This window comes from Amycolatopsis kentuckyensis (assembly GCF_041679295.1).
GTDB lineage: Bacteria > Actinomycetota > Actinomycetes > Mycobacteriales > Pseudonocardiaceae > Amycolatopsis > Amycolatopsis kentuckyensis_A.
On record NZ_JBGDMD010000006.1, the window covers coordinates 16,178 to 33,692 of the forward strand.

Consider the following 17,515-nt stretch of genomic DNA (forward strand, 5'->3'; position numbering starts at 1 on the left):
GTGAAGCTGTGGCGATCACCGCTGGCGTGGACGTTCCTCGCGTCGGTGGTCCTGCTGGCGGGCGTCGGCGGCTGGTTGCTGACCGACCCCGCCACCAGCCGCAGCGAGGCGCTGAAGACGGGCGGCCTCGCCGGCGGCGCGATCGTGGCGCTGTACGCGCTGTGGCTGAACGACCGGCGCCGCCGCGTCGAGGAACGGCGTCAGGACATCGAGCGGCGCCGGCACGAGCTGGAGTCGCAGCGCGCGGAGCAGGACCGCGAGCGCGTCGCCGACGAGCGGTTCGCGAAGGCCGTCGAGCTGCTGGGGCACGACGCGGATCAGGTGCGCGTCGGGGCGTTGCACGCGTTGGCGGGGCTGGCGCGGAGCCGGCCGGAGTACACGCAGACGGTGCTCGACGTGCTGTGTTCCTACCTGCGGCGGCCGTTCAAGCGACCCGAACCGGATTCCGAAGACCAAGAACCGGAGCGCGAGCTGACGGTCCGGCTCACGGCGCAGCGCCTGGTCACGGACTTGCTGCCCGCGCGTGACGCCGAGGGTCCGACGTACGACCTGGACCTGACCGGCGCGACGCTGGAGTACTTCGACCTGTCGGGCAAGCTGATCGGCGGCTTGCTGCTGCGGTACGCGTCGCTGCACAGCAGCACCAACTTCAGCGGCTGCCGGTTCACGGGCCGCGTGTACCTCACCTCCGCGGGCACCGGCTCGGGCCGGCTGCTGGGGTACTTCCGCTGCCGCGGCGCGGTTTTCGAAAGCCACGCGTGGTTCAGCGGAACGACTTTCGCCGAAGACGCGGAGTTCACGGACACCACGTTCGCCGGGAAGACGACGTTCAAGGACGCGACGTTCGAGAAGGACGCGGTGTTCTCGGGGGTGGTCGCGTCCGACTCGCTGGACCTGCGTCGAACTTCCTTCGGCGGGCAGACGGATCTGCGGTTCGCGTCGCTGCCGGCGTCGGTTTCGCTGTACAACACCCGGGTCCGGGCGGAGAAGGACGTGCAACTGCCGGCCGAGTGGAAGCAGGAGGAACTGCGCGACGGCGAGTCCCGGATCACCGCGGTGAGCGGGTGAAGCGCGTCTCGCCGCTGCTGCTGGCGTTCGTGTTGAGCGTGGCGGCGTTCGCGGGGGTGCTGGTCTGGTTGCTCGCGGACCGCGCGACGAGCCGCGGCGACGCGCTCAAGACGGCGGGGTTGGCGGGCGGCGCGGTGGCGGCGTTGTACGGGCTGTGGCTGAACGACCGCCGTCGCCGGGTGGAGGAGGACCGGCACGAGCTGGAGCGGACGCGGATTTCCGACGAGCGGTTCGCGAAGTCGGTCGAGTTGCTCGGGCACGAGGCCGATCAGGTGCGCGTCGGGGCGATCCACGCGTTGGGCGGGCTGGCGCGGAGTGAGCTCTACACGCAGACGGTGATCGACGTGTTGTGCGCGTACTTGCGGCGGCCGTTCGCGCATCCGGAGTTCGACGACGCCGTCGACGATCCGGCGATCGCCGAGCGGGAGCTGCTGGTCCGGCGCACGGCGCAGCGGGTGATCCGCGCGTCGCTACCGGACGCCGGTTCGGCTGGACCGGCGTACACCCTCGACCTCTCGGGCGCGCGGTTGGACCGGTTCAACCTGTCGGGTAAGCACGTGGGCTTGCTGGGCGCGCAGGCGGCGGCGATCGTCAACGGCGCTTCGTTCGTGGACACGACGTTCGCGGGGTCGGTGTTCTTGACCGGGGCGAGTGTGCACGGGCCGGTCGACTTCACGCGGACGCGGTTCGGCGCCGGGACGGGATTCCGGGACTTCACCGTGCACGATGAGGTGCGGTTCGAGGGTGTTTTCTTTGCGCTGCCGCCGGATTTCGGCCAGGCGCGGCTTCCGGCGGGGGCTGAGTTGCCCTGAGCAGCCCCCGTTTTCCACGCTAGCGGAGGGCACCGACAGTTTCGGGTCGGTTGTCTACTGTGGACTGCCCGGGCAGGATCAGTCTGGGCCGAACTCGACGTCGCGGTCGGCCTGGTTTCCCGGCGGTCCGAACACACTGAAGCCGGCCGCGTGCGGGAAGCGGGTCGGGGTCGAACTGCCCTGACCACTTCCCTGGCCGCCCCTGCCAAACGTCTTGAATGAGTCGTTCAGGACCTCGTACGCCCTGAATGACTCATTCAAGACAACCGCCGGCGAGACCGCCGACCCGCGCTCGCCGGAAACCCGCCGAGGCCGAACCGCCCCGAGCGGCTCCCGCCCTTCCCTGGCAGGGTCCCGGCAAAGTCGGATCGGTGCGGCCGGTCCGGCGGCCGGTGACGTCATGAACGAGTCGTTGATGACCGTCGAAGCCCAGCGTTCCGCGGGCGGTGGTGCCGGGCGGAGCATCGCCCCGGCCGACTTTGCTGGAGCCTGGCGTCAGGTGACTTGAATGGGTCATGGCGTGCGGGGCGGGGTGGGGCTTGGGGACGTGCATTCGAGTCGCGTGAGGTGGGGCGGGGGCGGGGGCAGCTGTTTCTGCCAAAGCCCTTCCGGCACCCCGAAGCTGTCATGGTGACTACGGCCGGCAACACCGCGTCAAGGCGGGAAAGATGCCTTGACCCGGCATTCCCGGCCGTGTTGTGGCTTCGGATCGGGGTGCGGGGGGAGTCTGGGTTCTCGTCGGTGCACGTTCTCGGGGGCCTCTCGCCTTTAGCGTCGGCCTTTGTGGCGTGGCGAGACGGTGGGCAGTCGTTCAGGCGGGGTTGGCGGATGGCATGAACGAGTCGTTCATGACCATCAAAGCTCGGCATCCCGCCGACGCGCCTCTTCGGTCCGGCGTTCCGCGGGCGGTCGTGCCGGGCGGAGCATCGCCCCACCCGACTTTGCCGGAGCCCCGCCCTTCCCTGGGGGGCGTCCCCGGTTCCAGTCTATCGGCAGGGTGCGACAAACTCGCCGGAAAAGCTCCGGCGGCCCCGACCTGTCCACATCCGAGCCGGGTTGTGGACAGGTCGGGATCGGGTCAGTCGAACAGGGCCGGGAGCGTGGACTCCCACGCCGTGCGCAGCTCGTCCAACGTGAACTCCGTGATGCCCTGCAGCTCCAGCGTTCCCGACTCCGGGTCCACCACACCCGTCTTGCGCCACGGCAGCCCGCGCGCTGTGCACATCTCCGTGAAGCGCAGCTCCTCCGTGCGCGGGACCGCCACCAGCACGCGGCCCGCCGACTCCGAGAACAGCTGGACGAACGGGTCCTGGTCCGCGTCCAGGAACACCCGCGCGCCGCACTGTCCGATCAGGACCGTCTCGACCAGTGTCTGGATCAGGCCGCCGTCGGACAAGTCGTGGGCCGCCGAGATCATTCCGTCGCGGGAACCCGCCACCAGGATCTCGCCCAGCAGCTTCTCGCGGGCCAGGTCCACGCGCGGGGGCACGCCGCCCAGGTGGCCGTGGAGCTCGCGGGCCCACGCCGAACCGTCCAGCTCGTCGTGCGTTTCGCCCAGCAGCAGCAGGGTTTCGCCCGCCTCCGCGCCGATGCCCGTCGGGATGCGGCGGGTCACGTCGTCGATCACGCCGAGGACGCCGATCACCGGGGTCGGGAGGATCGCCGTCGAGCCCGTCTGGTTGAAGAAGCTCACGTTGCCGCCCGTCACCGGGATGCCCAGCTCGACGCAGCCGTCCGCGAGGCCGTGCACCGCCTGCTCGAACTGCCACATCACGCCCGGGTCCGTCGGCGCGCCGAAGTTCAGGCAGTCCGACACCGCCACCGGCGTCGCGCCGCCCGTCGCCACGTTGCGGTACGCCTCCGCCAGCGCCAGCTGCGCGCCGCGGTACGGGTCCAGGTACACGAACTTGCTGTTGCAGTCCGTCGCCACCGAAACGCCGCGGCCGGACGACTCGTCGATCCGGATCATGCCCGAGTCCGACGGCTGCGACAGCACTGAATTCCCGCGCACGTACCGGTCGTACTGCGACGTCACCCATTCCTTCGACGCCTGGTTCGGCGACGCGATCAACCGCAGCACGTCCGCGCGCAGTTCGTCCGGAGTGGACGGACGCGGGAGCGACGCCGACGTGTCCGCGATCAGCGCGTCCTGAAAGGACGGACGCTCGATCCGCCGGTCGTACACCGGGCCCTGGTGGGCGACCGTGTGCGCCGGGACGTCGACGACGACCTCGTCGTTCCAGGTGATGACCAGGTGCTCGCCGTCGGTGACCTCGCCGATGTCGGTCGCGATGACGTCCCACTTGCGGCAGACCGCCATGAACGCCTCGACGTTCTCCGGCGAGACGACCGCGCACATGCGCTCCTGCGACTCGCTGGAGAGCACCTCGGCGGGCGTCATCCCGGTGGCGCGCAACGGAACGCGGTCGAGGTAGATGTGCATGCCGCCGTCGCCGGCCGCGGCCAGCTCCGACGTCGCGCAGGACAGCCCGGCGCCGCCGAGGTCCTGGATGCCGACGACCAGCTTCTGCGCGAACAGCTCGAGGCAGCACTCGATGAGCACCTTCTCGGTGAACGGGTCGCCGACCTGGACGCTCGGCAGCTTCTTGCGGCCGCTCGACGACTCGTCACCCGAAAAGGTGTCACTCGCGAGGACGGAAACGCCGCCGATGCCGTCGAGGCCGGTGCGGGCGCCGAACAGGATGATCTTGTTGCCGGTGCCGGACGCGAACGCCAGGTGCAGGTCCTCGACGCGCATCGCGCCGACGCACAGCGCGTTGACCAGCGGGTTGCCCGAATAGGACGGGTCGAACACGAGCTCGCCGCCGATGTTCGGCAGGCCGAGGCAGTTGCCGTAGCCGCCGACGCCGGCGACGACACCGGGCAGCACGCGCTTGGTGTCGGGGGCGTCGGCCGGGCCGAAGCGCAGCGCGTCGGAGACCGCCAGCGGCCGCGCGCCCATGGCCATGATGTCGCGGACGATGCCGCCGACGCCGGTCGCGGCGCCCTGGTACGGCTCCACATAGGACGGGTGGTTGTGGCTCTCCACCTTGAAGGTGACCGCCCAGCCCTCGCCGATGTCCACGACGCCGGCGTTCTCGCCGATGCCGGCCAGCATCTTGGCCTTCATCTCGTCGGTGGCGGTCTCCCCGAAGTACCGCAGGTGCTTCTTGGAGGACTTGTAGGAGCAGTGCTCGCTCCACATCACCGAGTACATGGCCAGCTCGGCGTCCGTCGGCCGGCGGCCGAGGATCTCGCGGATGCGGGCGTACTCGTCGTCGGCGAGGCCCAATTCGCGATACGGCTGAGTGTGCTCCGGGGTCGCCCCGGCGCGCTCGGTGGTGTCAACGGTGCTGGTCACGGTGTCCGTGTCAGGGTTCGCCACGGCCGCCAGGATACGGGGCGCACCCGGGCGCCCCGGACGGTGGGCCGCCGAAAATCGGTCGCCTTCCGCTGGTCGGCGGCTTACCGTCGGGAATCGTGCTTTCCGCCACATATCCCTTTCCGCCGCTGCGGCTGCCCGCGCGGCCGAGCGCGAGCCGCTTCCTGCTCGCCGTGTTCCGGGCCCGGCTCGCCACGGTGCTGGGCGCCGCCGCGCTCGGTGTCGTGTGGGCGCTGCCCGGTGCGCTGATGCCGCTGGTGATCGGCCAGGGCATCGGCGCCGTCAGCGCGCACGACGGCGCCGGCGTCTGGCGCTGGGCGCTGGCCGCCGCCCTGCTCGGGGTGGTGCAGACGCTGACCGGGACCTGGCTGCACTTCCTCAACTACGGCCTGTGGCTGCACGGCGCGGGCTCGACCCAGCGGGCCGTCTCCGCGCACACCACCCGCGTCGGCGCCGGCCTGCGCGAGCAGACGACCACCGGGAACCTCGTCGCGATCAGCACGACCGACATCAACCACATCGGCAACACCGTCGAGGTGACCGGCCGGGCGTTCGGCTCGCTGCTGGCGTTCGTCGTGGTGGCCGTGTGGCTGATCTCGACGTCGCCGCTGCTCGGCGTGGTCGCGCTGGTCGGCGTGCCGGTCGCGGTGCTGGGCATCGGGCCGCTGCTGGCGCCGCTGCAGAAGCGCAAGGCGAAGCAGCGCGAGAAGCGCGGCGACGTCAACGCGCTCGGCGCGGACATCGTGTCCGGCCTGCGGATCCTGCGCGGCATCGGCGGCGAGCGGCGGTTCTTCGGCCGCTTCCGCGAAACGAGCCAGCGGGTCCGGCGGGCCGGCATCGAGGTCGGCAAGGCCGAGTCGTGGCTGGCCGCGGCCGAGATCGCGCTGCCCGGCCTGGTCACCGTGGCGATCACCTGGCTGGGTGCGCGGCTGGCCGTGTCCGGGGAGATCGGCGTCGGGCAGCTCGTGGCGTTCTACGGCATTTCGACGTTTCTCATCTGGCCGGTCACCGCGGCCACCGAAGCGGTCGGCTCGATCACGTCGGGCCTGGTCGCGGCGCGGAAGGTGGTGGCGCTGCTGGCGATCCGCCCGAAGCTGGCGGACCCGGCGGACCCGGTCCGGCTGCCCGACGGGCCGCTGGAGCTGCTCGACTCCGAGTCCGGCGTGCGGGTCGCGGCCGGGCGGCTGACGGTCGTCGACTTCGGCGCCGACGGCGAAGCGGTGGCCGACCGGCTGGCCCGGTTCGCCGACCCGGCCGACGGCGAGGAGGTGCTGGTCAACGGCGTCCGGGCGGACCACGTCGCGCTCACGGAGCTGCGGCGGCGGATCGTCTACGCGCACAACCAGGACATCTGGTTCTCGGGCGTGCTGCGCGAGCAGCTGGCGCCGGCGCGACCGGGCGGCGTCGGGATCACCGAAGCGCTGTACGCGGCCGACGCCGACGACATCGTCGACGCGCTGCCCAACGGCGTCGACGAGGTGATCGGCGAGCGCGGGCGCGAGGTGTCCGGCGGCCAGCGGCAACGGCTGAACCTGGCCCGCGCGCTGGCGGCGGACGCCGACGTGCTGGTGCTGGACGAGCCGACGTCGGCGGTCGACGCGCACACGGAGGCACGCATCACCGAGCGCGTCGCGGCCCTGCGCCGCGGCAAGACGACGGTGGTGTTCAGCCAGAGTCCACTGTGGACACATGTGGCCGACGAGGTTTTCACGGCGAAGGTGGTGACGGTGTGAAGCGGCTCCCCACGGCGTCCCGGCGGGACGTCCGGCGCTGGGCGCTGAAGACGGCGGCGATCCACAAACGCGAGTTCGGGCTGCTGCTCGGCGCGCTGTGCGTGGCGACGCTGATCGGGCTGGCCGGGCCGCAGCTGCTCGGCACGCTGGTCGACGACGTCGCGGCCGGCACGACGACGGGCCACGTCGACGTGCTGGCGGCGGTGTTCGTCGGGATCCTGGTGCTGCAGGCGGCGGCGCGGAAGGTCGCGCGGATGCGCGGCGCGGTGTTCGGCGAGCTGGTGCTGGCCGAGACGCGCGAGGAGTTCGTCGGGACGGCGCTGCAGCTGCCGCTCGGCACGGTCGAGGCGGCCGGCACGGGTGACCTGCTCAGCCGCGCCACCACCGACCTCGGCCGGATCGACCACGCGGCGCGGTTCGCGGCGCCGGAGATCCTGATCGCGGCGGTGACCGTGGTGTTCACGGTCGTCGCGATGGTGCTGACGTCGCCGCTGCTCTCGCTGGGCCTGCTGGTCGCGGTGCCGCTGCTGGTGAGCGTCAACGTCTGGTACCAGCGGCGGATCCCGTCGGTGATGCAGTGGATGCTCGACCGCTGGGCGGACCTGACGACCAGCGTCCACGAGACGGCGGAGGGCGCACGCACGGTCGAGGCGCTCGGCCTCACCGAGCGGCGCGTCGACGCGGCGCACGACGCGCTGGACCAGAGCATCTTCGGCGAGCGGCGGATGCGGGCGTTGCAGCTGCGGTGGCTGCCGTCGCTGGAGATCAGCTACGTGCTGCCGCTGGCGGTCATGCTGCCGCTCGGGCTGCTCGCGTACACGCGCGGCTGGGCCGGGCTCGGCGAGATCACCACGATGCTGCTGTACGTCCAGGCGATGTCGGCGCCGCTGAACGAGGCGCTGTTCTGGCTCGAGGACCTGCAGGTCGCGGCGGCCGCGGCGCGCCGGATCCTGGGTGTTCGGTCGGTCTCGCTCGAGGGCGGGGAGAAGGTGACCGAGGTGCCGCGCGGGCGTGACATCGACGTCCACGGCGTCCGGTTCGCGTACACGGCCGACCGCGAGGTGCTGCACGGCATCGACCTGCGGGTACCGCGCGGCGAGCGGCTGGCGATCGTCGGCCCGTCCGGCGCGGGCAAGTCGACGCTGGGCCGGCTGCTGGCGGGCATCGCGGCGCCGTCGTCGGGGTCGGTGCGCATCGGCGGCCAGGACGTCTCGGCGCTGGCCGACGACGTCCTGCGCGGCGAGGTCCTGCTGCTTACCCAGGAGCATCACGTGTTCTCGGGGACGCTGCGCCAGAACCTGGCGCTGCCGGCCCGCCGCGAGGGCGGCGACTGGACGGACGACGAGCTGCTGGCGGCGCTGGCCTCGGCGGGCGCGTCGGAGTGGGCTTCTTCCTTGCCGGATGGGCTCGACACGAAGCTGGGCTCGGGCGAGCACCCGGTGCCGGCGGCGATCGCGCAGCAGCTGGCGCTGGCCCGCGTGGTGCTGGCGGACCCGCACACGCTGGTGCTGGACGAGGCGACGTCGCTGCTGGACACGGGCTCGGCGCGGGACCTGGAGCGGTCGCTGAACAGCGTGCTGTCCGGGCGGACCGTGATCGCGATCGCCCACCGCCTGCACACGGCGGCGGCGGCCGACCGGGTCGCGGTGGTCGAGGACGGCCGGATCACGGAGCTGGGTCCGCACGAATCGCTGCTGGCGGCGGGCGGCTCGTACGCGCGTCTGGTAGCGGCGGCTTCGTAGCCCGGAATGTCCGGAGTGTTCGGCTGGTTGCTCCCCGAGTAGGCCTACTTGGGGAGTGCCATGTCGTTTGTGATGACCGCGGCCGAGCGTTCGGAGTTCTTGAGCGGAGTGCACGTGGGAGTGCTGGCGGTGGAGCGCGCCGGGCGGGCGCCGCTGGCGGTGCCGGTTTGGTACGACTACTCGCCGGGTGGCGAGGTCCTGATCTGGATGGAGCGCGACACGGTCAAGGACCGCGCGATCACGGCGGCCGGCCGGTTGAGCTTGGCGGTGCAGGACGAGAACCCGCCGTACAAGTACGTGACGGTGGAGGGACCGGTGGTGGCGAACGACCAGCCACCGACGCGTGAGCAGGCGTTGCGGATCGCGGGCCGTTACTGGCCCGAGGACCAGGCGACGGCGTACGTCGATTCGGCGCTCGGGGAGCGGTCGGTGCTGGTGCGGGTTCGGCCGGAGAAGTGGCTGTCCAACGACCAGAGCAAGAGCTGAAAATCGGCTGCGCCGGGAGCACGCCGGCGGGCAGCATGGCCGGATGCCGGACTTGCGGTGGGACGACGTCAGCGATCTCTTCGACCCCGAGGTGATGGGCGCGCTGCCGGACGTGACCGTGGCGAACACCTCGGTCGAGGACTGGCAGGCGGTGTTCGACCTCGTCAGGTCGGCGGGATGGTCTTGGAAGTACTCGGCAGGGGCGCTGCCTTCCGCCACGGAAGTGCTGACCCATCCGGCCGATGCGGACTCGGCCGAACTGCGGGTCTGGCCGGTCCCGGGTGTCCTGGCGATCTTCCGTCCGACGTGCGCCGGGCGGATCGACTTCGACGTCGACCTTCGTGAGCTTCAAGGCCAGGCGGGCGTGGACACCCTGTGCGGCTTCCTGCGCGCGATCGGCCGCCGGCTGGCGAAGCCCGTCGTCATGACCGCCGAAGGCGACCACGGCTACCCGGTGCTCGGGTTCGATCCCGGCGCGGACCGCGTCGCGCTGCTGACGGAACCGCGGGACCGCTGACCGCGTCCGGGGCTGTGGACAACTCGTGTCCACAGCCCCGGAACTGTCGGTGGCCCCCGATAAGCTGGAAACCGGGGGCGGAGCCCTAAGCCTTGACCAGCGCGTCCACCGCGCTGAAGAACATGCCCAGCCCGTCGTCCGACGGCCCGGTCAACGCATCGATCGCGTGCTCCGGGTGCGGCATCAACCCGACCACCCGGCCGTTCGCCGACCGGATGCCGGCGATGTCGTTGCGCGACCCGTTCGGGTTGCCGCCGACGTAGCGGAACACCACGCGCCCCTCGGCCTCGAGCTCGTCCAAAGTGGACTGCTCGGCCACGTAGCACCCGTCGATGTTCTTCATCGGGATGAGGATCTCCGCGCCCGCGTCGTACCGCGTGGTCCACGCCGTGTCGGTGTTCTCCACCCGCAGCCACTGGTCGCGGCAGATGAAGTGCAGGCCCTGGTTGCGGATCATCGCGCCCGGCAGCAGCCCGGCCTCGCACAGGATCTGGAACCCGTTGCAGATGCCGAGCACCGGCATGCCGCCGCGCGCCGCTTCGATCACCGGCGTCATCACCGGCGCGAACCGGGCGATCACGCCCGCGCGCAGGTAGTCGCCGTAGGAAAAGCCGCCCGGGACGACGACCGCGTCGACGTCGTGCAGGTTCTCGTCCGCGTGCCACAGCGGCACCGCCTCCGCGCCGGCGTACTTGACCGCGCGGGCCGCGTCGCCGTCGTCGAGCGTGCCCGGGAACGTGATGACGCCGATGCGCGCGCTCACGCGTCCACCCGGGTGATCGTCCACTGCTCGATGACCGGGTTCGCGAGGAAGCCCTCGGCGATCTTCTCGAGCGTCGCGTCGTCGACCGTGTCGTCGACCTCGAGCTCGAAGTGCTTGCCCTGGCGGATCTCCTTGATCCCGGTGAAGCCGAGGCGACCGGCGGCGCCGAGCGCGGCCTGCCCCTGCGGGTCGAGGATTTCGGGCTTCGGCATGACGTCGACAACGACTCGGGCCACGGCAGGCTGCTCCTTATTCACGCAGGTCGTGGGTACCCCGCGAGCATAGTTCACCCAGTTCGGCAGGCCGCGAGGACCTAGACTGGCCGTACGCGCCGCGCTGCGCCATGATGAGTCGTTGACATCGCGCCAACAGCTGTGGAGGCACTGTGGACTCCTACGACTACGTGATCGTCGGCGCCGGGAGCGCCGGGTGCGTGCTGGCGAACCGGCTCACCGAGGATCCGTCCGCCCAGGTCCTGCTGCTCGAAGCGGGCGCGGAGGACACCGCCGACGAAATCCACATCCCGGCCGCGTTCCCCGGCCTGTTCAAGACCAAGTGGGACTGGAACTACGAGACGGTCGAGCAGAAGCACACGGGCAAGACGGCCTACTGGCCGCGCGGCAAGATGCTCGGCGGCTGCTCGTCGATCAACGCGATGATCTACATCCGCGGCAACCGCGCCGACTACGACGGCTGGCGCGATTCCCACGGCGCCGAAGGCTGGGGCTGGGACGACGTCCTCCCGTACTTCAAGCGCGCCGAGGGCAACCAGCGGCTCGACGGGCCCCTGCACGGCACCGACGGCCCGCTCCACGTCGAGGACCGCCGCTTCACCCACGAGCTGTCGACGGCGTGGGTCGACTCCGCCGTCGCGTGGGGGCTCAAGCGCACCGACGACTTCAACGGCGAGAGCCAGGAAGGCGCCGGCGTCTACCAGGTCACCTGCAAGAAGGGCCGCCGCTGGTCGACCGCCGACGCGTACCTGCGGCCCGCGTTGGAGCGGCCGAACCTCACGGTGAAGACCTGCGCGCCGGCGACCCGCGTCGTCTTCGAGGGCACGCGCGCGGTCGGCGTGTCCTATTTGGACAACGGGGTCGAGACGACCGCGCGGGCGTCGGCCGAAGTCATCCTGAGCGGTGGCGCGGTGAACTCGCCGCAGCTGCTGATGGTGTCGGGGGTCGGCCCGGCCGAGCACCTGCGCGAGCACGGCGTCGACGTCGTCGCGGCGCTGCCGGGCGTCGGCGAGAACCTGCACGACCACCCGGCGTGCGGGATCATCTGGTCGACACGCGGCACGACCGACCTGGTCGACGCGGCGACGCCGGGCGGTCTCGTCCGCTACCAGCTGACGAAACGCGGGCCGCTGGCGTCGAACATCGGCGAGGCGGGCGCGTTCTTCCCGACGACCGACGGGCTGCCGGCGCCGGACATGCAGATCCACGTCGCGCCGACGCTGTTCTACGACAACGGCATGCGCGAGCCGACGGTCCCGGGGTTCACGTCGGCGGCGACGCTGGTGGACGTCGCGAGCCGCGGCCGGCTGCGGTTGAAGTCGGCCAATCCGTTGTGGAAGCCGGAAATCGACCCGGCGTACTACGCGGAATCGGTGGACATGGACAAGATGATCGCCGGGTTGCGGGCGCTGATCGAGATCGGTCGTTCCGGTCCGCTGAAGCGGTTCCTGGACCAGCCGTTCCTGCCTGCGCGGCACGATCTGAGCGATTCCGAGCTGGCGGAGCACATTCGGGAGAACACGCAGACGCTTTATCACCCGGTCGGGACTTGCTCGATCGGGTCGGTGGTCGATCCGCAGCTGCGGGTTCAGGGGGTTGAGGGGCTGCGGGTTGTGGACGCGTCGGTGATGCCGGTGGTGCCGCGCGGGAACACCAATGCGCCGACGATCATGGTGGCGGAGAAGGGCGCGGATCTGATTCGAGGGCGGGCCTCGGCCCCCCGGTAACCATTTTACCGGGGACCACCGACAAAACCGGCGCGGTTCCGGGGCTGTGGACGCGAGTTGTCCACAGCCCCGGAACTGCGTCAGCGCTTGCCGTGCAGGATGGTGACCAGCTTGGCCACCAGTGCGTCCGTCGATTCCTTGCGGCTGAACGATGTCAACGTCAACGGGGCCGTGAACCGCTGCCGGGCGATCGCCTTCGTGCGGGCGAACTCGCGCAGCCCCTCCGGACCGTGGATCCGCCCGAAGCCCGAATCCCCGACCCCGCCGAACGGCAAGGACGCGATGCCCGCGAACGACAGCGGCGCGTTGATCGCCGTCATGCCCGTGCGCAGCTTCTCCGCCAGCTCCACCCCTCGGGACTTCGAAAACACCGTCGAACCCAAGCCGTACTTCGTGCTGTTGGCCTTCTCGACCGCTTCGTCCATCGACGCGACCTTGGCGATCGTCACCGTCGGGCCGAACGTCTCCTCCGTGACCGCTTCCGAATCCTCCGGGACGTCGATCAGCACCGTCGGCTGCGCGTAGCGGTCGCCGACCGCTTCCTCGCCTCCCAGGACCGCCTTGCCTCCTCGGGCCAGGGCGTCCTGGATGTGGCGCTTGATGACCGAAAGCTGCGAAGGCATCGTCACCGGGCCGTACTGGGCCGCCTCGTCCGAGCCCGCCCGCACGTCCTTCGACTTCTCGACCACCTTCGCGACGAACTCGTCGTGGACCTTCTCGTGGACGTACACTCGCTCGACGCCGATGCACGTCTGGCCCGAGTTCGAGAACGCTCCCCACACCGTCGCGTCGGCCGCCGCGTCCAGGTCCGCGTCCGCGTCGACCAGGACCGGGTCCTTGCCACCCGCCTCGATGACCACCGGCGTGAGCGTCTCGGCCGCGGCCGCCATGATGCGCTTGCCCGTCGCCGTCGAGCCGGTGAACGCGATCTTGTCCACACCCGCGCCGACCAGCGCCGCGCCCGTCTCGCCGAAGCCCGTGATCAGCTGCAGCACCGGCTGCTCCGGGACGATCTCGGCGAACGCGTCGACCAGCCACTTCCCGACACCCGGCGTGTACTCGCTCGGCTTGAACACCACGGCGTTGCCCGCCGCGAGCGCGTACGCGATCGAGCCCAGCGGCGTGAACACCGGGTAGTTCCACGGGCCGATCACGCCGACCACGCCCAGCGGCTGGTACTCGACGGTCGCCGCCTGGTTCGACATCAGCAGGCCGGCCGAGCGCTTCTGCTTCCCGAGGATCTTGCGAGCGTGCTTGCCCGCCCACGCGATGTGCTCGATGGCCAGGACGCTTTCGAGCTGCGCGTCCGCGATCGGCTTTCCGGTCTCGTCGCGGACCACCTGGCACAGCTGCGGCAGCCGCCGCGTCAGCACGCCCTTCCACGCGCGGAGCCGTTCGGCGCGCCCCGCGAAGCCCAGCTCTTCCCACCACTTCGCCGCGACACGCGCTCGCTCGACGGCCGCCTGGACGTCTTCGGCGCTGTGGACGGGGTAGGTTCCGACCACCTCGTCGGTCGCCGGGCTGAGCGAGTCGAAGGTCTCGCCGACCGACGTCGGCTTCGGCTGGACGGCAGTCATCGGCGTCTCCCTGGAGGTCGCGGGTCAGCCCAGGTTACGACGTTACTGACATCGTGCCAATAGCTCGCGCGGGCTTCGCCACCAGCATTCCACCGGCGATCGCCGCGGCAAAGACACCGAACAACGGGGTGACCCACAGCGGCAGCACGCCCACCGCCAGCGACCCCAGCCCGAAGCCGGCCGCCTGCACCGTGAACGACAACGAGAACCCGGCTGACCTGCGGTTCTTCGGCAGCAGCCGCTGCAGGTTGACCGAGGTGGCGGCCACCAGCGGACCCGTGCAGGCGCCGATCAGGGCCACCGAGCCGAGGAGCCCGGCCCAGCCGAGGCCGCCCGCGAGGGTGAGCCCGCCGACGACGAACCCGGCGAGGAACAGCCGCGGGTCACCGGTCTTCCCGCGCCACGCGTAGAGCGCGCTGCCCGCGATGCTCGCCCCGCTCAGCACGGCGATCACGACCGGCGCCACCGTCTCGGGCGCGCCGAGCCGCTGGACCAGCGGGAGCGGCGCCACCTCGATCGTCGACAGCAGCAGCCCGACGGTGAACGCGCAGCCCAGCCACGGCAGGTAGGTGACGAGCCGCGCCGGCGGGACGTCGTCGCCGGATTCCACCCGTTCGTGCTCGCGAACACCACGCGGGACGAGCAGCGCCGCCGCCAGGCACGCGACCGCCATGGCGGCGAGCGGGACGAACGTGCCGGCCAGGTCGAGCAGCGCGACCAGCGCCGGACCGCCGATGAGCACGCCTTCGAGGAGCATCGCGTCGACGGAGATCGCGCGTGGCAGCAGTTCGTCGTCGACGGTGTCCGCGAGCAGCGTCCGGAAGCCGCCCGACAACGCGCCGCCCGCGATGCCGGGCAGCAGGACGAGCGCGATCAAGACGGGTGCGGGAGCGTCCGCGGCCAGCGCCAGCACGACGTAGCCGGCGGCGGTCAGCAGGAGCAGCGCGGGCAGGCCCCGCGACGGGCCGACGCGGTCGAGCAGCCGCCCGACCGGCACCGCGCACAGCATCTCGGCGGCGACGAAGACCGACATCAGCACGCCGCCGAGCCGGTAGGAGCCGGTCGTCGCGGTGGTCAGGAGGGTGAACGCGAGCGGCGCCATGGTCGCCGGCAGCCGGGCGAACTGGACGCCCGCCGACCAGCGCCAGTAGGCGCGATGGGTGAACAACGACATGCCGGTAGCGTCGTTCGCCGCTCCTAGGAGGCACACTGATTCGGGTGAGGGCGAATCACCGATGATCGAGCTGGTTCTGACGGCGGCCGGCGCGCAACGCGTCCGGTTCGCGATCTCGCCGTTGGAGGAGGTGCTGGGCGCCGTCCAGACGCTGCTCGGCGTCCGGCGGCACCCGGCGCACCTGCCGTGGCTGCCGGACGTTCCCGACGTGCCCGAGCTGGCCGCGGTGCTGAGCGCGCGGCACTACATCACCGAGTTCCTGAGCCCGCCGCCCGCCGGCCCGGAAACCACCGCGCAGGCGCAGCTCCAGGCCGTGCGGGCGACGCCGCCGGCGCAGGTGGCGCTGGAGCTGGGGATGGTCGACGCGGACCTGTCGCGGCTGCCGGCCGACCCGGCTGCCGCGCGCGACCTGCTGGCCGACCAGCTCGAGATCGTGTGGAACGCGCTGCTGGCCCCGGAGTGGCCGAGGCTGCGCGAGCTGCTGGCGGCGGACATCGCGTACCGGACGCGGCAGCTGGGATCCGGCGGGATCGCGGCGATGCTGGCCGGCCTGCACCCGCGCGTGCGGCTGTCGGAGACGTCGGTCCTGGTCGACCTCCGGGCGCGCGAGCGGCTGCAGCTGGATTCGCGCGGGTTGCTGCTGATCCCGGCGGTGTTCGCGTGGCCGAACGTCGGCGTCGTGACGGTGCCGCCGTGGCAGGTTTCGCTGCTGTACCCGGCGCGGGGCGTGGCCGCGCTGTGGGAATCCTCGGCCGACCCGCCGGAGGCGCTGGCCGAGGTCCTCGGCCGCACCCGGGCGCTGCTGCTGACGAGCCTGGACCGCCCGGCGGCGACGACGGAGCTGGCGGGACGGCACGGCTTGGCCCCGGCGACGGTTTCGGCGCACCTCACGGCGTTGCGCGCGGCGGGGTTGCTGGCGTCGGAACGCCGGGGGCATCGAGTGCTGTACCGGCGCACGGAGCTGGGCGACGCCTTGCTGACGGGGAAGCTGTGAGGAACTCTTCGATCCATTCTTGACTCGACGACTAGCGAATCGTGCTTCATTACTACCGACCCGACCCGAAGGTTCGCACACGGTCAGTAAGGGTAAAGTAACGGGGTCATCAGTTTGTGCGATAAGGGAGCGCAAAGGCCTCCGAAGCGCTACAGTTCCGACCCTCGGGCCGGAACCGGCTGCCGAGGCTTCCACGATGTCGAGTTCTAGGATGGGCATGAATCACCAAGGTGGCGAAGGCGGAGACACGTAGTTCCCGCCCCGCAACAGCAGTAAGAGGCCCCGTCGCTCGGACGGGCTACCTCGCCTTCTTGAGGTCGAGGCGCATCCCGACCCGAAGGCGTGGCGGGATGTTCCTCACCACCAAACACACCTCTGTCGGCCCGACACCGTTGCGTCGGACGGTGAGCGAGTAGTCGTGCTGGTCCTTGACCAGCCCGATCGCGTCGCAGGCGACATCACTGCCTTCCGGTAGTTGAACCACGTACTCCAGGTAGTCGGTGACGCACGCGAACCGCAAGGCGAATTCGTCCGGCTGCCGGTCTCGCATAAGTGGAGCACACTTTCCTGGCCATTCTTTCTCGATCACCATCACGATCTCGTCGCCACGCCTGGCGGGACTGCCGAAATGGGCGATTATCTCCAGCCGGTCATCATTGAGCCAGGTGGAAGTCGCATCCCGCCGTGTTCCGCCGATGCCGTCCACCTCAAGCGACTTGACATCCACCTTGACCTTGCGGCGCGCCTGTTCGGATTGATGCCAGCCCGCACCGGTGCGAATGGCGAAGAAGTCGAGCAGGTCGCATTCGACGATCGCCTTGACGGTGATCACCTCGCTCGCGTCGCCGTTGGGCCGCACCGCGGCGGACTCCACCCAGCTGGCGATCCTCCACGAGTGACCATGCCGCTCCTTGAGGACGTTGCAGTAGTACTGGAGCAGCCGACGGTCGAGTTCCGTTCGTGACCGCCATTCGACCCGATTCGCGATGAGCAGGATGTACAACCCGATCACCCCGAGCAGAACTGCGACGATCGCGCCTGCCTTTATCGCGGTATTCCCCAGCAACGCACTGAGCAGACCACCGAAGGCGAGGATCCCGAGCACGCCCTCCGCCAGACCCACAATGCCGGTGTAGACGACGTAGTCCCGGAGCCAGCCGAGGAAGCTTTTGAGCATTCGGACACCCGCCCCTCACCTCGACGAGTTCAGGACGCATCAGGATAATCCATAAGGCCGCAATTCGACGAGCTTGCTCCGTTCGGGGTGGACATATCAAGGACAATTATCGAAAAGACGGACTGAGCGT

At 70.6% G+C, this 17,515-nt stretch carries 14 protein-coding genes; 8 read left to right on the top strand and 6 right to left on the bottom strand.

Annotated elements, in window-relative coordinates; translation table 11 throughout:
• Together ACERZO_RS25240 and ACERZO_RS25245 are read left to right on the top strand one after the other, a co-directional pair.
• On the top strand, positions 1-1,068 hold the full coding sequence (locus tag ACERZO_RS25240) for a pentapeptide repeat-containing protein (protein WP_372667242.1): 1,068 nt from the start codon (positions 1-3) through the stop codon (positions 1,066-1,068).
• Positions 1,065-1,880 carry a pentapeptide repeat-containing protein gene (locus tag ACERZO_RS25245; protein WP_372667243.1) on the top strand — a complete coding sequence of 272 codons (816 nt, stop codon included), beginning with the start codon at positions 1,065-1,067 and terminating at the stop codon, positions 1,878-1,880. Before ACERZO_RS25240 ends, ACERZO_RS25245 begins: the two co-directional genes overlap by 4 nt.
• Positions 1,881-2,958: 1,078 nt before the next feature.
• On the opposite strand, the gene purL is transcribed toward ACERZO_RS25245, so the two are convergent.
• Entirely contained in the window at positions 2,959-5,265 is a 2,307-nt protein-coding gene (gene purL, locus ACERZO_RS25250) for a phosphoribosylformylglycinamidine synthase subunit PurL (RefSeq protein ID WP_372667244.1), read from the bottom strand.
• Positions 5,266-5,360: 95 nt separating this feature from the next.
• Here purL and ACERZO_RS25255 point away from each other — a divergent pair, with 95 nt between their 5' ends.
• The 4 genes from ACERZO_RS25255 to ACERZO_RS25270 are packed head-to-tail and all read left to right on the top strand — an operon-like array spanning position 5,361 to position 9,740.
• The gene (locus tag ACERZO_RS25255; RefSeq protein WP_372667245.1) at positions 5,361-6,995 is read left to right on the top strand and encodes an ABC transporter transmembrane domain-containing protein; all 1,635 of its coding nucleotides are present in this window, start codon (positions 5,361-5,363) and stop codon (positions 6,993-6,995) included.
• Positions 6,992-8,737: an ABC transporter ATP-binding protein gene (locus tag ACERZO_RS25260; RefSeq protein WP_372667246.1), complete on the top strand. Its 1,746-nt coding sequence runs from the start codon at positions 6,992-6,994 to the stop codon at positions 8,735-8,737. Before ACERZO_RS25255 ends, ACERZO_RS25260 begins: the two co-directional genes overlap by 4 nt.
• A gap of 60 nt (positions 8,738-8,797) precedes the next feature.
• Positions 8,798-9,223, top strand: a complete 426-nt coding sequence (locus ACERZO_RS25265; protein WP_372667247.1) for a pyridoxamine 5'-phosphate oxidase family protein — start codon at positions 8,798-8,800, stop codon at positions 9,221-9,223.
• 43 nt (positions 9,224-9,266) lie between these two features.
• Positions 9,267-9,740 (top strand): hypothetical protein, encoded by a 474-nt coding sequence (locus tag ACERZO_RS25270; RefSeq protein ID WP_372667248.1) that lies wholly within the window; start codon positions 9,267-9,269, stop codon positions 9,738-9,740.
• 85 nt (positions 9,741-9,825) lie between these two features.
• On the opposite strand, the gene purQ is transcribed toward ACERZO_RS25270, so the two are convergent.
• A complete protein-coding gene (gene purQ, locus ACERZO_RS25275; protein ID WP_372667249.1) occupies positions 9,826-10,503 on the bottom strand; it encodes a phosphoribosylformylglycinamidine synthase subunit PurQ in 678 nt (225 codons plus the stop codon).
• Complete coding sequence (gene purS, locus ACERZO_RS25280) at positions 10,500-10,739, bottom strand: phosphoribosylformylglycinamidine synthase subunit PurS (protein ID WP_372667250.1); 240 nt, start codon at positions 10,737-10,739, stop codon at positions 10,500-10,502. Before purS ends, purQ begins: the two co-directional genes overlap by 4 nt.
• A gap of 149 nt (positions 10,740-10,888) precedes the next feature.
• Between purS and ACERZO_RS25285 the strand changes: the two genes are divergently transcribed.
• The gene (locus ACERZO_RS25285; protein ID WP_372667251.1) at positions 10,889-12,463 is read left to right on the top strand and encodes a GMC family oxidoreductase; all 1,575 of its coding nucleotides are present in this window, start codon (positions 10,889-10,891) and stop codon (positions 12,461-12,463) included.
• An 80-nt stretch (positions 12,464-12,543) separates the two neighbouring features.
• On the opposite strand, the gene ACERZO_RS25290 is transcribed toward ACERZO_RS25285, so the two are convergent.
• The gene (locus ACERZO_RS25290; RefSeq protein ID WP_372667252.1) at positions 12,544-14,040 is read right to left on the bottom strand and encodes an aldehyde dehydrogenase family protein; all 1,497 of its coding nucleotides are present in this window, start codon (positions 14,038-14,040) and stop codon (positions 12,544-12,546) included.
• Positions 14,041-14,074: 34 nt separating this feature from the next.
• Complete coding sequence (locus ACERZO_RS25295; protein ID WP_372667253.1) at positions 14,075-15,214, bottom strand: MFS transporter; 1,140 nt, start codon at positions 15,212-15,214, stop codon at positions 14,075-14,077.
• Between the two features lie 61 nt (positions 15,215-15,275).
• Between ACERZO_RS25295 and ACERZO_RS25300 the strand changes: the two genes are divergently transcribed.
• Entirely contained in the window at positions 15,276-16,208 is a 933-nt protein-coding gene (locus tag ACERZO_RS25300; protein ID WP_372667254.1) for an ArsR/SmtB family transcription factor, read from the top strand.
• Positions 16,209-16,506: 298 nt separating this feature from the next.
• Here ACERZO_RS25300 and ACERZO_RS25305 read toward each other — a convergent pair whose 3' ends face one another.
• The gene (locus ACERZO_RS25305; protein ID WP_372667255.1) at positions 16,507-17,385 is read right to left on the bottom strand and encodes a hypothetical protein; all 879 of its coding nucleotides are present in this window, start codon (positions 17,383-17,385) and stop codon (positions 16,507-16,509) included.
• Between the last annotated feature and the right edge of the window lie 130 nt (positions 17,386-17,515).

Bases quoted from the DNA above. Each gene is read 5' to 3' on its own strand.
- ACERZO_RS25265 (WP_372667247.1), top strand. From the start codon at position 8,798: ATGTCGTTTGTGATGACCGCGGCCGAGCGTTCGGAGTTCTTGAGCGGA.
- ACERZO_RS25270 (WP_372667248.1), top strand. From the start codon at position 9,267: ATGCCGGACTTGCGGTGGGACGACGTCAGCGATCTCTTCGACCCCGAG.
- ACERZO_RS25290 (WP_372667252.1), bottom strand. From the start codon at position 14,040: ATGACTGCCGTCCAGCCGAAGCCGACGTCGGTCGGCGAGACCTTCGAC.
- ACERZO_RS25295 (WP_372667253.1), bottom strand. From the start codon at position 15,214: ATGTCGTTGTTCACCCATCGCGCCTACTGGCGCTGGTCGGCGGGCGTC.
- ACERZO_RS25300 (WP_372667254.1), top strand. From the start codon at position 15,276: ATGATCGAGCTGGTTCTGACGGCGGCCGGCGCGCAACGCGTCCGGTTC.
- ACERZO_RS25305 (WP_372667255.1), bottom strand. From the start codon at position 17,385: ATGCTCAAAAGCTTCCTCGGCTGGCTCCGGGACTACGTCGTCTACACC.